The 15,692-nt window shown below is 25.1% G+C and carries 16 protein-coding genes; 7 read left to right on the plus strand and 9 right to left on the minus strand.

The window, feature by feature from the left end; translation table 11 throughout:
- The first annotated feature begins 103 nt into the window (after window positions 1-103).
- From A9758_RS04825 to A9758_RS04835, 3 genes are all read left to right on the plus strand, one after another.
- Window positions 104-1,657, plus strand: coding sequence for a hypothetical protein (locus A9758_RS04825; RefSeq protein WP_143740875.1), 1,554 nt, complete (start codon window positions 104-106; stop codon window positions 1,655-1,657).
- A gap of 243 nt (window positions 1,658-1,900) precedes the next feature.
- Window positions 1,901-2,974, plus strand: a complete 1,074-nt coding sequence (locus A9758_RS04830) for a DUF2971 domain-containing protein (protein ID WP_011406064.1) — start codon at window positions 1,901-1,903, stop codon at window positions 2,972-2,974.
- Window positions 2,975-3,266: 292 nt separating this feature from the next.
- The gene (locus A9758_RS04835) at window positions 3,267-3,890 is read left to right on the plus strand and encodes a hypothetical protein (protein ID WP_011406063.1); all 624 of its coding nucleotides are present in this window, start codon (window positions 3,267-3,269) and stop codon (window positions 3,888-3,890) included.
- Between the two features lie 302 nt (window positions 3,891-4,192).
- On the opposite strand, the gene A9758_RS04840 is transcribed toward A9758_RS04835, so the two are convergent.
- From A9758_RS04840 to A9758_RS04875, 8 genes are all read right to left on the minus strand, one after another.
- Window positions 4,193-4,387 (minus strand): AsnC family protein, encoded by a 195-nt coding sequence (locus A9758_RS04840; RefSeq protein WP_011406062.1) that lies wholly within the window; start codon window positions 4,385-4,387, stop codon window positions 4,193-4,195.
- 263 nt (window positions 4,388-4,650) lie between these two features.
- On the minus strand, window positions 4,651-5,010 hold the full coding sequence (locus A9758_RS04845; RefSeq protein WP_011406061.1) for a hypothetical protein: 360 nt from the start codon (window positions 5,008-5,010) through the stop codon (window positions 4,651-4,653).
- Complete coding sequence (locus A9758_RS04850; RefSeq protein ID WP_011406060.1) at window positions 5,007-5,606, minus strand: hypothetical protein; 600 nt, start codon at window positions 5,604-5,606, stop codon at window positions 5,007-5,009. The genes A9758_RS04845 and A9758_RS04850 overlap by 4 nt, the downstream gene beginning before the upstream one ends.
- A 669-nt stretch (window positions 5,607-6,275) precedes the next feature.
- On the minus strand, window positions 6,276-6,884 hold the full coding sequence (locus A9758_RS04855; protein ID WP_011406059.1) for a hypothetical protein: 609 nt from the start codon (window positions 6,882-6,884) through the stop codon (window positions 6,276-6,278).
- Window positions 6,885-6,916: 32 nt separating this feature from the next.
- Entirely contained in the window at window positions 6,917-7,312 is a 396-nt protein-coding gene (locus tag A9758_RS04860; protein WP_011406058.1) for a hypothetical protein, read from the minus strand.
- A 147-nt stretch (window positions 7,313-7,459) separates the two neighbouring features.
- Complete coding sequence (locus A9758_RS04865; protein WP_011406057.1) at window positions 7,460-7,687, minus strand: hypothetical protein; 228 nt, start codon at window positions 7,685-7,687, stop codon at window positions 7,460-7,462.
- Between the two features lie 204 nt (window positions 7,688-7,891).
- Window positions 7,892-8,776: an Ig-like domain repeat protein gene (locus A9758_RS04870; RefSeq protein WP_302290791.1), complete on the minus strand. Its 885-nt coding sequence runs from the start codon at window positions 8,774-8,776 to the stop codon at window positions 7,892-7,894.
- Between the two features lie 381 nt (window positions 8,777-9,157).
- Window positions 9,158-9,700 (minus strand): restriction endonuclease subunit S, encoded by a 543-nt coding sequence (locus A9758_RS04875; RefSeq protein ID WP_011406055.1) that lies wholly within the window; start codon window positions 9,698-9,700, stop codon window positions 9,158-9,160.
- A 53-nt stretch (window positions 9,701-9,753) separates the two neighbouring features.
- Here A9758_RS04875 and A9758_RS04880 point away from each other — a divergent pair, with 53 nt between their 5' ends.
- From A9758_RS04880 to A9758_RS04895, 4 genes are all read left to right on the plus strand, one after another.
- Complete coding sequence (locus tag A9758_RS04880; protein ID WP_069776337.1) at window positions 9,754-11,103, plus strand: type I restriction endonuclease subunit R; 1,350 nt, start codon at window positions 9,754-9,756, stop codon at window positions 11,101-11,103.
- Between the two features lie 409 nt (window positions 11,104-11,512).
- Window positions 11,513-13,117, plus strand: a complete 1,605-nt coding sequence (locus A9758_RS04885; protein WP_011406053.1) for a CTP synthase — start codon at window positions 11,513-11,515, stop codon at window positions 13,115-13,117.
- Between the two features lie 37 nt (window positions 13,118-13,154).
- A complete protein-coding gene (locus A9758_RS04890; protein ID WP_011406052.1) occupies window positions 13,155-14,246 on the plus strand; it encodes a prepilin peptidase in 1,092 nt (363 codons plus the stop codon).
- Window positions 14,246-14,707, plus strand: coding sequence for a class III signal peptide-containing protein (locus A9758_RS04895; RefSeq protein WP_011406051.1), 462 nt, complete (start codon window positions 14,246-14,248; stop codon window positions 14,705-14,707). Before A9758_RS04890 ends, A9758_RS04895 begins: the two co-directional genes overlap by 1 nt.
- Before the next feature lie 30 nt (window positions 14,708-14,737).
- Here A9758_RS04895 and cysE read toward each other — a convergent pair whose 3' ends face one another.
- Window positions 14,738-15,451, minus strand: a complete 714-nt coding sequence (cysE, locus tag A9758_RS04900; RefSeq protein WP_011406050.1) for a serine O-acetyltransferase — start codon at window positions 15,449-15,451, stop codon at window positions 14,738-14,740.
- Window positions 15,452-15,692 lie beyond the last annotated feature (241 nt).

Raw genomic sequence — 15,692 nt, forward strand, 5'->3', positions numbered from 1 at the left:
GTAGATAAAAAAATAAAATTTAATATATGATTTAGAATATATTAATTATTTTCCTGTAAAAACTCCAATAAGATTATTGCAAGAACATAATATACAATTATTAATGAATGACTTAGTAACAAAAATCCAATGCAAGTTTGATTATAATCAAAAATTAACTAAAAAAGAATCAGTTGAATTAAGTCACCAAATTGTAAATTATTTTATAGAATGTATAAAAAAAGAGATAGTGAAATATGATTGGGATAATCTTATAAAAAAATTAATTTTAAATTATGAAAATATTTTATTTAATAGATCTATATCTTCAGTTAATAATTTATATTATTATTTTAATAATAAAGACAATTCTAGTGTTATACAAGACATTGTTTCTGATGATTATGAGTTGGATAAACTATCAATAAGTACTAGAATTTTAATAGAAATATTGTCTGCAGAACAAAATTTTAATAGTAAAGTAAAAATATCAAATGAAAATTTTGATACTTTAATGGCTTTAACTTATAATTATATTGAATGGACATTCAATAGCGATTATATAAATTCAGATTATATAGATTTTGAGATTACGCCTTTAGAATCAAATCGTTTTGGTATAAAAACTAATTTAGGAGAAATTTTTGATACTTTTAGAAATAATAAATCATTAGAACATATAAATAATTTTTCTACAAATATTGATAGTAAAAGTAATATTGAAGAAAAACCAAGTGATGAATTAGATGAAGCATTTAAATCAGAATTTGATATAACTTTAACAGAATATGCTGATTTTGTATATGCTTTGATAAGTTTAGCTCAAAAAAATGAAGAAGATATTGTTTTTATTTCAAAATCTAATTTAATAAATCATTTAAAATGTGAATTAAACTGGGAATATAATAAATCTTCATATGCAATAGATAATTTTTCATTAAAATATCGTGATAGATGGGAGATACCACCGGAAGGTTATTCTGAAAATGATATTTATCCCTGGGTTTTTAGAAGGTCTTTATCTTATTATCTAAAACCATTAATTATTAAAAATGACAAAAATGAAACGGTTATTTATGGTTTTAGAAATGTTTATCATTCTGGTTTAAATTTAATAAATTTAATTACTAAAGGAGTCTATAAAACAAATAATTCTTCCAAAAAATTTACTTCTTTAATTAGCAAAATGATTGATAAAAAAGGAAAAGAATTTAATGAAATCGTTTTTAAATGGTTTGCAGATAATCTCAATTTATCAAAAAAATTTAATTATAAATTAGAATCTAACGTACAAATAGATAAAATTGTAAAAGTTGAGCCGAAATATGGAGATATTGATATTTTATTATTAGATAAGGATAAACAACGATTATTTTCAATTGAATGTAAAAATATTGAAAGTGCTCGAAATCCTCGTGAGATTATACATGAAATAGAAAGATTTTTTGATGATAAAAACTGGATTAAAAAACATCAAAGAAGAGAAGATTGGATAAAAAATAATTTCGATAAATTAGGTGATAAAATAGGAAATAATTTAAAAAATTATAAAATATTTTCAATGTTTATTGTATCTGAAGAGTTACCTATAATTTATTTAAAGAAAAATCCTATTGATATAATTCCTTTTTCACAAATCAAAAAAGAAGGGCTAGGATTTTTAGATAAATATTATTAATATATACAAAATTTAGAAATGTTTATTAATAAAAATTTTATTAAATAGTTAGACTTGTGTCTATTTTATAATATATAAAATATTAATTTCCCCTCTTTATTTTATCTATTATCTATTTAAATTTAACTGATTTAGAAAATAAATTATAAAAATACGATATTAATAGATTAAATTGTTATTTATAGTAATAATACACCTTTTTATATAATAACTAACAAAATTTTTTTAAATATAGATGATAATATGTGGACTGATGATTTTTTTGAATTATTTTATTCAAATGATACTAAAAATATAAAAAAAGCACATGAATTAAAAAATAAGAATATACCAAATTTTCTTTATAAATATAAATCTATTGATGATAAAGGGTATACTTTTGATTTATTAGAAAATGATTTAATATATTTGTCTAATGTGAATAATTTAAATGATTTATATGAGGGTGAATTATTTTTTGATGTTCAAAATGTTTTTCATAAAAATCTTGAACCTAACATTATAACTACTTTTCTTGAAAGATCAAAAATGAGTATTGAAGAAAAAGAAAGAATACTTAATTCAAATAATCCTTATTTAGAAATAATGGAATATATTTATGAAACCGAACCTACAATTAATAAGGATATTCCCTTTGAAGAATTTAATGAATTCAATACTAAAATGATTTTGGATATTTTGAATGGAATTTATGATGATTTTAATAATCATAGTAAAAAAACTGTTTATTTAACTTGTTTTTCTGAAAATCATGATATAATATTAATGTGGTCTTATTATTCTGATTCTAATAAAGGAATTTGTATTAAGTATAATAGTAAAGATTTTAAAAATTTCATAATACGTTCATGTTTTCCTATCAAATACGAAGATGGTTATGAGTATACTGATGAGTTATCAAATATGGAAGAAAATACATTTAAACTCCTTTTTGATCCATTTTTAAGAAAAGAAACTGTGTGGAGTCATGAAAAAGAGTGGCGAATTTTATTTAATAAGGAACTTCTTTTAAGAAGTGCTATTAAAATTGGTGAAAAATATTTTCTTAAATTACCTAAACCTTCTGCCATATATTTAGGAAAAAGAATCACAACTGAAAACAAACGAAAAATATTTGATATTTGTAAAAAAAGAGAAATTTCACTTTATCAAATGGAAAAAGATAGTAGGAATGCTAAAATTTATGAAAATGTTATTTTAAAATATTCTGAAAAAAATTGGGAAGATGAATTATTTATTGTAGAGTCTATTAAAAATAAGGCTTGTAAATCATTAATTAATAATTATTTTAATTATTCGAGATCTATAGGATATTAAAAAAGGATTTTCAAGAATTATTGATTCATTTAAAAATCTTACTAATAATGAGATACAATTCTTCATAGATGAATTATTATTTAAAAATAATATTTCACCAGTTTTATATCCTTATTACAATAATGTATTGTTATTTTTAATACAATTACTGGATAATAACTCATTTAATGATATTAAAACTAGTGATGGTTTAACTATTGAAAAAAATATAGAAACATGGATAGGATATTGTATCTCAAGTTTTTATAATAAAAAGATTGTTAGATATTTAATTTACTTTGAAAGATTATTTATGAGATTTTATAATCGTTACATTATACTCAATCATGAAGAACAACAGATTATTGAACGGGAATTATTTAAATATAAATTTAATAATAATTATGTAACATTAATTAAAGATGATATTTACGATGAAGTCAAATTAATGCATCCATTCACAAATATAGACCAGACAGAATTAATTAATAATAATATTAAAGATAATTTACAAACAGTTATTAATCTATTTTATATAAATGGTCAGTTTGATGAAGAAAGTTGTTATGAAGAATATCAAAAATTAAAATCAAGTGTAGAACGCATAGAAAAAAATAGCCAAACAAGATATAATGAAATTTTTTCAAATTCAAAAGAACTCATTCCTATTCATTACGATACGTTACTTAATAAAAACTATGATTTTCAATTAAATGGAACTGGAGCAGTATTAAATATGAATAAAGAAATTTTAAAATTAATAAATCCTAAAGATAAAAAAATGCTTGAAAATTTAGGAAAAATTAATAATAATTATAAAATTTCAAATTCCATTTTAAATTGTTGTGATGAATTAAATATAGAATATAAAGAAAAGATTAGGATAAATATTAATGATTATTTTAATCCTAAAAATAATCCATACATTTTAAATTAATATAATAATTAATTTAAATATCTTCTTTCTTTTATAATTTTGTTCAAGTTGTGATGTAAAATTCGGCATTTTACATTATATTTTCATTTCCCTTTTTACTACTATTTTTTATAACATCATACAATAATCATTATCTTATTGTTCATTTTCTCTCACCTATTTTTCCCCTCTTTGTCGTTTATTATGATACTATATGCTAAATATGTGGTTAATTTGAAGTCATGTTTTTATTATATGGGATGAATGTTTTGAAAGGTTGAAAGAGAAAATTATGAATAAATAACTTCATTTATTTCTCTTTTTTAGTTGTTAATTGTATTCAGAATTAGTTGTGTGTATGTTTTTTGGATGTTTTCTTCTTTTGTTAGTGATTCTAGGAATCTGTTTAGTTCTTTTGCTATTTGTCTGAAGGATTTTCTTCCGTCTTGGTTTAGTTGTTTTATTATTTCTTGGTCTGTGTTGTCTAGTTCATTTATTGTTGTTTCGTTGTTGTTCATATTTTCACCTATTTTTTATATTTTTTTATAGTATTTTTATACTATTCTTGTTATTTTTTATATTATTGTTTGCTCTTTGTTATTGTATTTAATATTTTTAGTATTTAAATGTTGTTATAAATTGTTTATTTTTTTATAGATTTTAGTGTATTTTTTTTATTTTTATTCTTGAAAATTAGCATTGTTTTATAACTTGTTCATATAAAAAGTAGGTGGGTGGGTAATAGTAGTTGTAATTGATTTGACTACTATTAGTGAGGAGGTTATTTTTTTAGAACTTCTATGGTATCACCATATAAATCGTCTCTTCTTATTTTCCAGATTAGAGTATCACCTTTTTCGATGTTTGCAGCTACCCTTATTGTTTCAGGAATTGTTATTCTGTTGTGGTGATTGCTGACTATAACTGTTTTGTTGATTACTTCTGGTAGTACTGTGTCTTTTTCGTCTGGTGGTATTTTTTGTAGTTTTATCCGTGTTTCTTCTTCTTGTGTTATAATCCATCGGAGATAGTCTCCTGGTTTTATTCTCATAATGTTCGATATGGTGTAGTTTATTCCTACACGCAGTATGTTGTTCTGTTTTCCAACTAAACTTTCACATGTAATGTAATGTTTTTTCATGATATCCTTGGATTTACTTGATTTTTTAGATATTCAATATCTTCTGGTTTAATAACTGTATTGGCAATGATACTGTTGGTTTTAACATTTTTTATGATGTATTCATGAACGTAGATTTTGAATTCGTTATTGTTTCTGAAATTGCCATGTGATTTAAGGTATTCTATGTTTACTGAATCTGCTAGTGTATCGTTTTTCATGAGGATTATGTTTTTTATTAGTGTATTTGCTGCTTCGTTTCTGTGTTTTGTTTTATCTGTGTCATTTAATAGTCTTTTTTTGGTTTCTATTTGGTTGTTTAGTTCTTTGTCTTGTTTTATTATCTTGTTTACCTTGATTTTTAGTTTTTTCTTGTATTGTTTTGTTTTAACTATTTCGTCTTGTAGTCTGTCTAGTTCTTTTTCGTATATTTCTATCATGTTGTTGTAGTAACAGATTAGTTCCTTGTTTGTTGCTTGTTTTTCTCTGTATCCTATCTCATCAATGTTGAATTTTAGTTTCAGAGCATCTCTTATGAATTTACTTCTGTTTCCTTTGTCAATATTTTCTAATAAGTTATCATTATCTCTAAAATGATATGTTTTCTGATTTTTCATTTGATACACCCGTTATATTATTTTTTTTAGTATTCCTGTTATTATGGGTGTGTAATCGTTGTAAAAAAGTATAAAACCTGTAAAATAATTTCATTAGCTGTGTTTTGTAGATGTTTGAGGTTTATGTTTAATTTACTTTTTTAGTCATATTTCATGAAAAAAGATATCATACTATAAATTTATTAATAAAAAAAGATATAATAATTACTATCTCAAAATTAATTACTATTATTTATCCTAGTTCATTTTTATTATTAAGTTATAGCTTATTATTATAAAAACTAGTATAAACCCTTTTTTTATTTAATTTCCATTATTTGATAGTATTGCCCTGTTTTTTCATGTAATTTCTTACACTCTATTTTTATCTTATACCAGTTGTACTTGAAATACTAATTATATATCACTCTTTTTTTATTAATAAACTTTGATAATTGAATATATCGGAATTAAAAGGATAATTATACGAATAATTACAATTAAAGTTATAAGATTAATTATAATTTTAGTTGCAAGTTTAGTTATACTGTATGTTATAACAATACTCATAATGTGGATATAACGAAGTAAACGTAAAAATAGGTTAAAAAATGTGCTACAATTAACATTTGTGCTACACTTTATAACAATATGTGCTACAAAATAAAATTGTGCTACATTATATATTTACTAACTAACTGAAGTTACCTTCACTTCTTCAATTTGATCATACAAGAAATCTTCATCAATACCTAACTCATCAAATTTCTCTTTCATATCAGTATGAACACTTAAAAATGAATCAGCTTCAACTTTATACTCACCAGTTTTATCAGAATATGAATTTACCTCTTTAGTTTTATCACCCATTAATGATATTGCTTTTGAAGCTCCAATCTGACCATTCTGATACTGTTCATAAATAGTTGAACCTTCTAACATTGCAGTATATGTTCTATTTTCACTATTTAACCTATTAATTTGAATATCAATGAATTCAATATATGATTCATTAGATACTTTTGTTTTTAAATCTTGTAACATTAATATTTCCGTTGATGTAGTATTTATTGATTCAATTTCGTACTCTTTAACATCCTCATTAGAAGGACTAGTTTGATTTCGTATTATATCGCCTGCAGCATCAGTCTTATTCTCAATATCACTTATTTCCTTAATACCATCATAGAAAGTTTGTTCTTCTAAATCATGTAAATATCCAGAGATACCAAAATAAGCTAACGGAATAACAATAATAATCGCTAAAATTAATATTATCAGTTTATTTTTCTTTTCCATGTATATCACTATAATTATTTATGAATATTCTATTATATGTCAATTTCAAATATTAAAGGAACATGATCACTATGATTATCTTCATTATTAGCATATTCTATTCTACTTCCAACATCAAATGAAGTAATTAGTTCTGGTTTAGCAAACAAATAATCTATATGAAAATCTCCATCATATCTATGAAATGTATCTATAGATTCTTCACCTATTTTTTCCTTCTTAAAATGGTGATATATACTTTCATAACCATAATTTCTTAAAATTCTAACAAACATATCTTTATCTTTTTCATTACTATCATTACCTACATCAATATTAAAATCGCCACACATAACAATATTATTTGAGCTAATAAATTTATATTTAAATGTTCTTAAATATTTAAGCGTTCGAGGAAGATATGGTTCATCAGTCCATACACCAATCAAATCAAATGAGTCATTTACACGTACTGAAAGAAAATCATTGCAAGATTTTAAATTCCAATTATTATTTTCTATTTTAATACTATCCTTTGCGATAATTGCTATTCCTTTCTTCCTACCATTAACATCATCATTATCATATATACGTTGTTAACCATCGTAGTGTTCAATATATGAATACAAACCATTAACATCATCATTATCATATATACGTTCTAAATAAATACTATTTTTCATAAATTTTTTATAATCTTCATCAACAACTTTAGGTCTATTGACTTCTAGGATAACATATATATCTGCGTCTAATTCTCTTATTTTCTTATATTTTTTATTAGCATAAAATGCCATACCACAATTCCAACTAACAATTTTCATTATCTCACCCATAATTATTTTTAGATATAATGATTCGTTTTATATATTCTTTTTTAATTTCTTTCAGCAACACTCAATAGGCTGTTTTTTAAATTTAGATAGTTTTAATAAAACAGGCTAAAATTTCAGGAGACACTCCAAAACTATGGGAGAAAGATGATTAATTTCTGAAATAATAAAAAGAAAAAAAGAGAAAATAACAGTTTATGTTGTTACTTTCAAACTCATATATTTAGAATTATTATAGTAACTATCACTAGCCAAGGCAGTTAACAGTATATTATATGTTCCTTTTGTCTGTGTTACTGTGTATTCATAGTTGAATTTACCATTGGTACTAGTGATGTTAGCTATATCTACTCCACCTATTTTTATGTTTAGTTTTGTTCCTGCTATCAGGTTCTTGTTTTTGTCTGTTATGTTACCTGTGATGTATATCTTGGATCCACTGGTAGTTGTTATAGTGCTTGTTACTACATTAACATACTGGTATGCTTTCTTAACTGTCAGTGTTGTACTCGCGTTTCTTGTTTTGTAAGTGTCTGTTTCCTGTATTATTACTGTTATTTTGTTGCTGTAGCTTGTTCCTGTTGGTATAGTGTAGTTGTATGTTAGTTTTCCATAGGTTACATCTATATTCGTGGCTATTGTTTTACCGTTTAGCAGTATATTTGCTTTGAGGTTGTCTTTTACTGTTGCTCCACTGGTGTTTGTTACTGTGGCTGTTATTTTTATTGTGTCTCCTATGCTTGCATTTATTGTTGGTGCTGATATTCTAAGAGTGTTCTTGTTGGATGTAAGGTTTAGTGTCCTGGTACTGTTAGCGTATACTGTGTCGCCTTTATAGGTATATGTGAGGTTATGTTTTCCTTCTGTAAGAGTGTTGTTAAATGTATATCTGAAGACTCCTTTACTGGTCTTTACTGTTGTTACTGCTTTACCATCTATTGTAATTGTTACTTCTCCATTGGTTGTTGCTTTTGCTCTTGTGGTTGAGTCCATTACTGTTCCATTTAATGTTACGGTTTTTCCAATGTATCCAAGAGTGTTGCTTGCTGATATATATGTTCGTCTGTTGTTTAGTGTTATGTTTTACTGTCTTGTAGCTTCCTGCATAGTCCTTGTTACTAAGGGCAGTAATATTAACCAGGTATGTAGTATTAGTCATACTGCTTGGTATTTGGTACACATAGCTTAGTTTTCCGTTTGTAATGTTCATTTTGAATGATTTTATCAGATTGTTTCCATTACTTGTAGGTGTGTATATGTCTATACGTGCTGTTGTATTGGTGTTTACCTGTTTACCTGTGCTGTCTTGTAGTGTGCTGTTAAATGTTATGTTTCCTTGTTTGTATCCTCATAGTGTTTTCTGGTATAGTTTAGTATAGGTTCCTACCTGTAGTGTACCTGTTTGTCCTGTTGATTTAAAGTTTTTGCTCTGCTGTGTTGTTATTGTCATGGTGTAGCGTGTTATTTCTTTTCCATTAACTCAATTTTTTGATCTATACAAGTTAAGAAGTTAGCTATTTTCTCTTGTTCTTTAGATGATTTAGGAATTTTTATTTTCATAGATTTAATATCCTTACTATTTATAGATTCAAAAGTACTTCCTTGAATGTATTTATTCCATTGATTTTTACTATTTAATTTAGCCAAATAGAAAAACATGAATCCAGTAGATATACTTGGTTTAATAGAACAGACCCCTCTTCCAATACACACATCATATTGTGTTATGACTATATCACCAACAGGTGCTCGTACAGTTAAAAGTATTTCTCCTTTTTTAGCTATTTTAGTAATTTTTGAAGTATATATTCTTGGTATAACATAGTTATTTGCAATATCTTGATTCCCTTGTACTAAAATAGTATCATTTTGATTTTTAGTATAATATTTTGATGAAGGTGATTGACCCATAGTTATTTTATTTATTTGGCTTAATTTTTTTTCCTCCCATTCCTCTTCAAACTCTGGAAATCGTAGTTCTGGTATGTTTTTATTACATTGCAATTCCTATTGGTAGAATTATAAGAAAAACAACAAATGATGAACAAGTAATAGATGTGAATACAAAAGAAGTATTAGAATCAGAAGAGAGAATAAATCAGATAGTAGATACTATAATAGAGATTCATGATAGAAAAACATATAACAGGGAATTTACATCTATTCTTGCTGTAAGTTCAATACCTGTACTTAATACATACTATGATTTATTTAAGAAAAAGAATCATGACTTGAAAATAGCAACAATATATTCCTTTGAAGCAAATCCTGACTTAACAGAAGATGAAATTCATCCAAGAACACTACTTGATAATCAAATAAATGATTATAATGAAATGTTTGGTACAAGTTATTCAACAGATACATTTCAAGGCTATTATCAGGATATTTCTAAAAAATCAAAGGATAAGAAAATAGACATACTATTAGTTGTAAACATGTTTTTAACTGGATTTGATAACAAGTACTTAAATACTTTATATGTTGATAAAAATCTTGAATATCATGGACTTCTACAAGCATATTCAAGAACAAATAGATTATGTAATGATAAAAAAGCACATGGAAATATAGTTGTATTTAGAAATTTAAAAGAAAAAACTGATGAAGCAATAAAAATATTTTCCAATGAAAATGCTCTTGAAACTGTTATAATGAAACCATACAAGGAATATGTTAAAATATTCAATAGTGAAGTAGAAAAACTAAATAAAATAGTTCCAACAATTGAAAAACTAGATGATTCAAAAGATGTTGAAACAGAGAAAGAATTTATAGAAGTTTTTAGAAACATACTACGAACATTAAATAAATTAACACCATTTGATGAATTTAAATTTAAAGATCTTAATATTTCACAACAGAGTTTTGAAGATTATAGAAGTAAATACTTAGACATATATGAAAGAGTAGAAAATCCACTGACAAAAGAATCTATACTAAATGATATAGACTTTGAAATGGATCTTCTAAGAAGGGATGATATAAATGTATCATACATATTAGAACTTCTAAAAGGTCTAGATCCAACAAAACCAACCTTTACAAAAGATAAAGATTTCATAACTCAAACAATGAACAAAGACAAAGAACTAAGAAGTAAAATAGATTTAATTGATGAATTCATTTCCACAACTATGGTGGATTGTAATGTAGATACTGAAGAAAAATTAGAACAATTCATGAATCAAAAACGTGAAAATGCAATAAAAGAATTAGTAACTACTGAAAACTTGAAAGAAGAACTTATTAGAGAGATATTAAAAGAATATGAATTTTCTGGAAAAATAAAAGAAATGAATGTAGATGAAACCTTTAATAAAAAACTAAAATTAAAAGAAAGAATAAAAAAGAGAGATTTACTAGTTCAGAAAATTAAAGATTTAATAGAATTATTCACTTGGTAAATATAAATAATCTTTATAATTTATGACTTTTTAAACAAAAAAAATAGCAATATATAGAATATAATATAAAAATATTTAAGGATGAGTGTATATTTAAAACATGTAGTGAACTATAATGTTTAATAAATAACAATCTTCCTTATTTAATTTTTCATGTAAACTTATTTTAAGAATAGATTAGAAACACTTATTTTTTGGTTTTATGTGGAAGTTGTTTTTTTATTAATTTTCTAAAACTCTAAATATAATAAGATAGATATATTAAATTAATAGTATATTTTTCTTATGAAAATATACATAAATATATATTTAATATTGAACATATTTTATTTTAATTATTATTACAATGTTTATTTTAATAATAATTTTATTGATAAAATTATAAGATTTTAAGGGAAGAGTTGATAATTTGTCAAAGTATATAGTAGTAACTGGTGGTGTGGTAAGTTCCATAGGTAAAGGAATTACTTCAGCATCAATTGGAAGAATTTTAAGGTCATATGGTGTTAATGTAACAGCTATTAAAATTGATCCATATCTTAATTGGGATTCAGGTACTTTAAATCCATACCAACATGGAGAAGTATATGTAACAGATGATGGAATGGAATGTGACTTAGATTTAGGACATTATGAAAGATTTCTTGATGTGGAACTTTCTGGAAAAGCAAACATCACTACAGGAAAAGTATATTCCTCTGTTATTGAAAAGGAAAGAAAAGGAGAATACTTAGGTTCTTGTGTTCAAATCATTCCACATATTACTGATGAAATTAAGTTAATGATTAGAAATGTTGCAGAGAAAACTAAAGCAGAAGTTGTTATGGTAGAAGTTGGAGGAACTGTTGGTGATATTGAAAGTCAACCATTTATTGAAGCAGTAAGACAACTTAAAAATGAGGAAGGACATGACAACTGTATGTTTGTACATGTAACATATGTTCCTTATCTTAAAGCAGCAAAAGAATTTAAAACAAAACCTACACAACACAGTACTAAGGAATTAAGAGGTCTTGGTATTAATCCTGACATGATTGTATGTAGATCTGAATTATCATTAGATGCAAATCTTAAGGAAAAAATAGCTCATTTCTGTGATGTACCAATTGAGGCTGTTATTAATACTCCTGATGCACATTCAATCTATGAGGTTCCATTGATTATGTACTCTGCCAATGTTGGAAGTTATATATTAAATAGATTGAATATTGATACTGCTACTAATAAGGCTGATTTATATGAATGGAGTCAAATTGTAGAGGATTTAAAAATAGAAACTCCAAAGGTTAAAATAGCTGTTGTTGGTAAATATATTGAATTAGAAGATGCTTATATTAGTATTAGAGAATCATTAAAACATGCTGGTGCTGCTAATAAAGTTCATGTTGATATTGACTGGATTAAGGCAGATAATGACTTTAATATTGATATTCTAAAGCAATATGATGGTTTATTAATACCAGGTGGTTTTGGTGAAAGAGGTATTAATGGTAAGATTGAAGCTGTAAAATATGCAATAAAAAATAACGTGCCAATCTTTGGTATTTGTCTTGGTCTACATGCTATGAGTATTGCTATTGCACAATTAAATGGTTATCCTGATGCTAACAGTACAGAGTTTGATGAAAACTCCACTTGTCCTGTGATTGACATGATGGAAGAACAAAAGAAAATCAACAATATGGGTGGAACCATGAGACTTGGTGCTTATCCATGTAAAATAAAAGAAGGTACACTTGCATATGAAGCATATAAGGATACAAATATATCTGAAAGACACAGACATAGATATGAAGTAAACAATGAATACAGAGATATTCTAACTAGTGCTGGTGCTATTATTTCTGGTACTTCACCTGATGATTTCCTTGTTGAAATGATTGAACTTGAAAATCATCCATGGTTTTTAGGATGTCAATTCCATCCAGAATTTAAATCACGTCCAAATAAAGCACATCCATTGTTTAAATCATTTATTAAAGCTGCAAAAAATAAAAAACAAAATCAAAAATAATCTTAACCTTCCCTATTTTTTTTAAAAAGAAAGTGTTATGGTATATAATTTAATAAAAATTTCTGGAATTCTAATTGTAACTGTGTGTTGTATTATTGCAACATATACTGATGTTAAATATGGTATTATTCCAAATAAATTAACAATACCATTATTTGTTGTTGGAATATGCTTAGTTAGTCTTTATTATTTTTTAAGTAGTACTTTTAATTTTTTTTACTATGTTTCAATTGTGATAATTTTTCTATTAAATTACATTTTATGGTATTTGGGTCTTTGGGCTGGAGGTGATGTGAAATTATTTACTGCAATTTCAACACTACTTGTACCTGAATTTTTAAGTATTATTCCTAATATGGAGTTTAATGTTATTTTATTTAATTTAACAATTCCTACATTGGATTTGATGATAAATAGTATTTTTTCAGTAATACCATTAATTATGTGTTATTGTATCTATATTATACTTAAAAAGAAACGTTATTTATTAAGGCAATTATATTATGTTGATGATTTCTATAGGAGTGTGTTTACACTTAATTTAATGATTATTGGATATTCTATCATATTTACTGATAGCTTCTTAATAAAAATCATTTTCATAACATGTTTTGTAGTTGTGTGTAACAGGCTATTCTACAAGTGGTATTTTATTCTGTTGAGTTGTGTTGTTATCTTTTCATTAGGTATTGATAGTGTGGTGTATTTATCTGAATTTATTATTTTTAATGTACTGGTGATTGTAAATAATATTTTTAGATTAAATATTATATCAAGTTGTTTAACAAGCATTGTTGATGTTAATGATTTATGTGAGGGTATGATTTTATCGTGTTGTTTGTGTAAGTGTAGAAATACCTACTTTTTTAGTGATAATGGTTTTAGAAATAGAATACGATACTTTACAAGTAAAGATTATAGAGAGAGTGTTGTGATTTCCACCAAGGTAAGTGGTTTAACAAGTGCTGATATATATGATATTCATATTTTTTCCAATAAAATGGGTATTTATAATATTCCAATAAAGAAGACCTTACCATTTGCACCTTTTATTCTTGGAGGTTTACTTTTAACATACCTCTGTGGTAATATTCTAAAGATTACCTCATATCTGATGGAGATGATTTAATGGATTCAAGAGCACAAGTTTCACTTGAATATCTATTAATATTTTTAATTTCACTTAGTATACTTTCCATGTTTTCAATACCCCTCATTGAAGATACTGTTAGTGATGTTAATGATATAAAAAAATCAATGGATATAAAAAATACTCTCATTGAATTATCAAATAATGTGAATTTAGTACATGCTTCAGGTTATGGTTCTAAAAAAACTATAAGCATGAATATTCCATGTAATATGAATATATATTATAAAACAAAAAATAGTAGACATTATCTTTATTCATATTGTGTTTTATCTGATAATACAAAAAAAGAAATTGAAGTAGAAATTCCATGTAGAGTTAGTTTTAATAATAAACCCACATATTACTATACTTCTCTAAAAAAACAGTGGTATTATAACATAGAAGTTAAGTGGATTGAATATAATGATGATTATTTTATGAATATATATTTTAGGTAAAAAATAGATATGAAAAAAGAATTTACTTTTTTATTCTTTTTCGGATTGATTTTCTTGTGATAATTCTTTAAGTTCCTTATACATTATTTTTCTATCTTCTTCTGAACGATTTTCATGATATACTATTTCTTCTAGTTCTTCTTGTCGTTTAATGAGTGTGTTTAGTATTTCTGTTATTGGATCTGGTATTTTTCCATGTTCTAAATCATGTTTATGTTTACTTTGTTTTTTAATAGATTCTAATGTTCTTCCAGGTATTCCTACAATTGTTGAACCCTCAGGTGCTGGTTTTGTAACAACAGATCCTGCTCCTATTTTACAGTTATCACCTATTTCAATATCTCCCAAGACTATTGCATTTGTTCCTACTACCACGTTATTTCCTATTGTTGGATGTCTTTTTTTACTCTCCAGACTTGTACCTCCAAGTACAACCCCCTTATATAAAAGAACATCATCACCTACTATTGTTGTTTCTCCAATAACTACTCCCATTCCATGATCTATGAAGAATCTTCGTCCAATAGTAGCTCCCGGATGTATTTCTATTCCTGTTAAAAATCTATTAATGTGGGAGATGTATCTACCTATTAATCTATGATTTTTCATCCAAAACCAATGTGCGATTTTATGAAACCATATTGCATGTAGTCCAGGATAACATAAAATTACCTCTATGGTACTTTTTGCTGCAGGATCATTAGAGAAAACTGTATGTATGTCTTCCTTAATTGTATCAAACATATTTTTCTATCCTCATGTTATGTTAGTTATCTTTTTATATTTTATTATTATTTATTCTTTTGTGTATCATATTTTTTGTATTATTTTTAAAATTATATTTATTTCTGATAATTAATAAACATAACAACGTTAACTTTAAATAGTATAAAATTTATAAAGAGATAATGAAGACTATAATATATAATAAAATAATTCAACAATAAGTTTTTTTTAATATGTTAAAATATAACAATTGTTATAT

The sequence above is a fragment of the Methanosphaera sp. A6 genome, from assembly GCF_001729395.1.
In the GTDB taxonomy this organism is placed as follows: domain Archaea; phylum Methanobacteriota; class Methanobacteria; order Methanobacteriales; family Methanobacteriaceae; genus Methanosphaera; species Methanosphaera stadtmanae.

Bases quoted from the DNA above. Each gene is read 5' to 3' on its own strand.
- A9758_RS04825 (WP_143740875.1), top strand. From the start codon at position 104: ATGAATGACTTAGTAACAAAAATCCAATGCAAGTTTGATTATAATCAA.
- A9758_RS04830 (WP_011406064.1), top strand. From the start codon at position 1,901: ATGTGGACTGATGATTTTTTTGAATTATTTTATTCAAATGATACTAAA.
- A9758_RS04835 (WP_011406063.1), top strand. From the start codon at position 3,267: ATGAGATTTTATAATCGTTACATTATACTCAATCATGAAGAACAACAG.
- A9758_RS04840 (WP_011406062.1), bottom strand. From the start codon at position 4,387: ATGAACAACAACGAAACAACAATAAATGAACTAGACAACACAGACCAA.
- A9758_RS04845 (WP_011406061.1), bottom strand. From the start codon at position 5,010: ATGAAAAAACATTACATTACATGTGAAAGTTTAGTTGGAAAACAGAAC.
- A9758_RS04850 (WP_011406060.1), bottom strand. From the start codon at position 5,606: ATGAAAAATCAGAAAACATATCATTTTAGAGATAATGATAACTTATTA.
- A9758_RS04855 (WP_011406059.1), bottom strand. From the start codon at position 6,884: ATGGAAAAGAAAAATAAACTGATAATATTAATTTTAGCGATTATTATT.
- A9758_RS04865 (WP_011406057.1), bottom strand. From the start codon at position 7,687: ATGAAAATTGTTAGTTGGAATTGTGGTATGGCATTTTATGCTAATAAA.
- A9758_RS04890 (WP_011406052.1), top strand. From the start codon at position 13,155: ATGGTATATAATTTAATAAAAATTTCTGGAATTCTAATTGTAACTGTG.
- A9758_RS04895 (WP_011406051.1), top strand. From the start codon at position 14,246: ATGGATTCAAGAGCACAAGTTTCACTTGAATATCTATTAATATTTTTA.
- cysE (WP_011406050.1), bottom strand. From the start codon at position 15,451: ATGTTTGATACAATTAAGGAAGACATACATACAGTTTTCTCTAATGAT.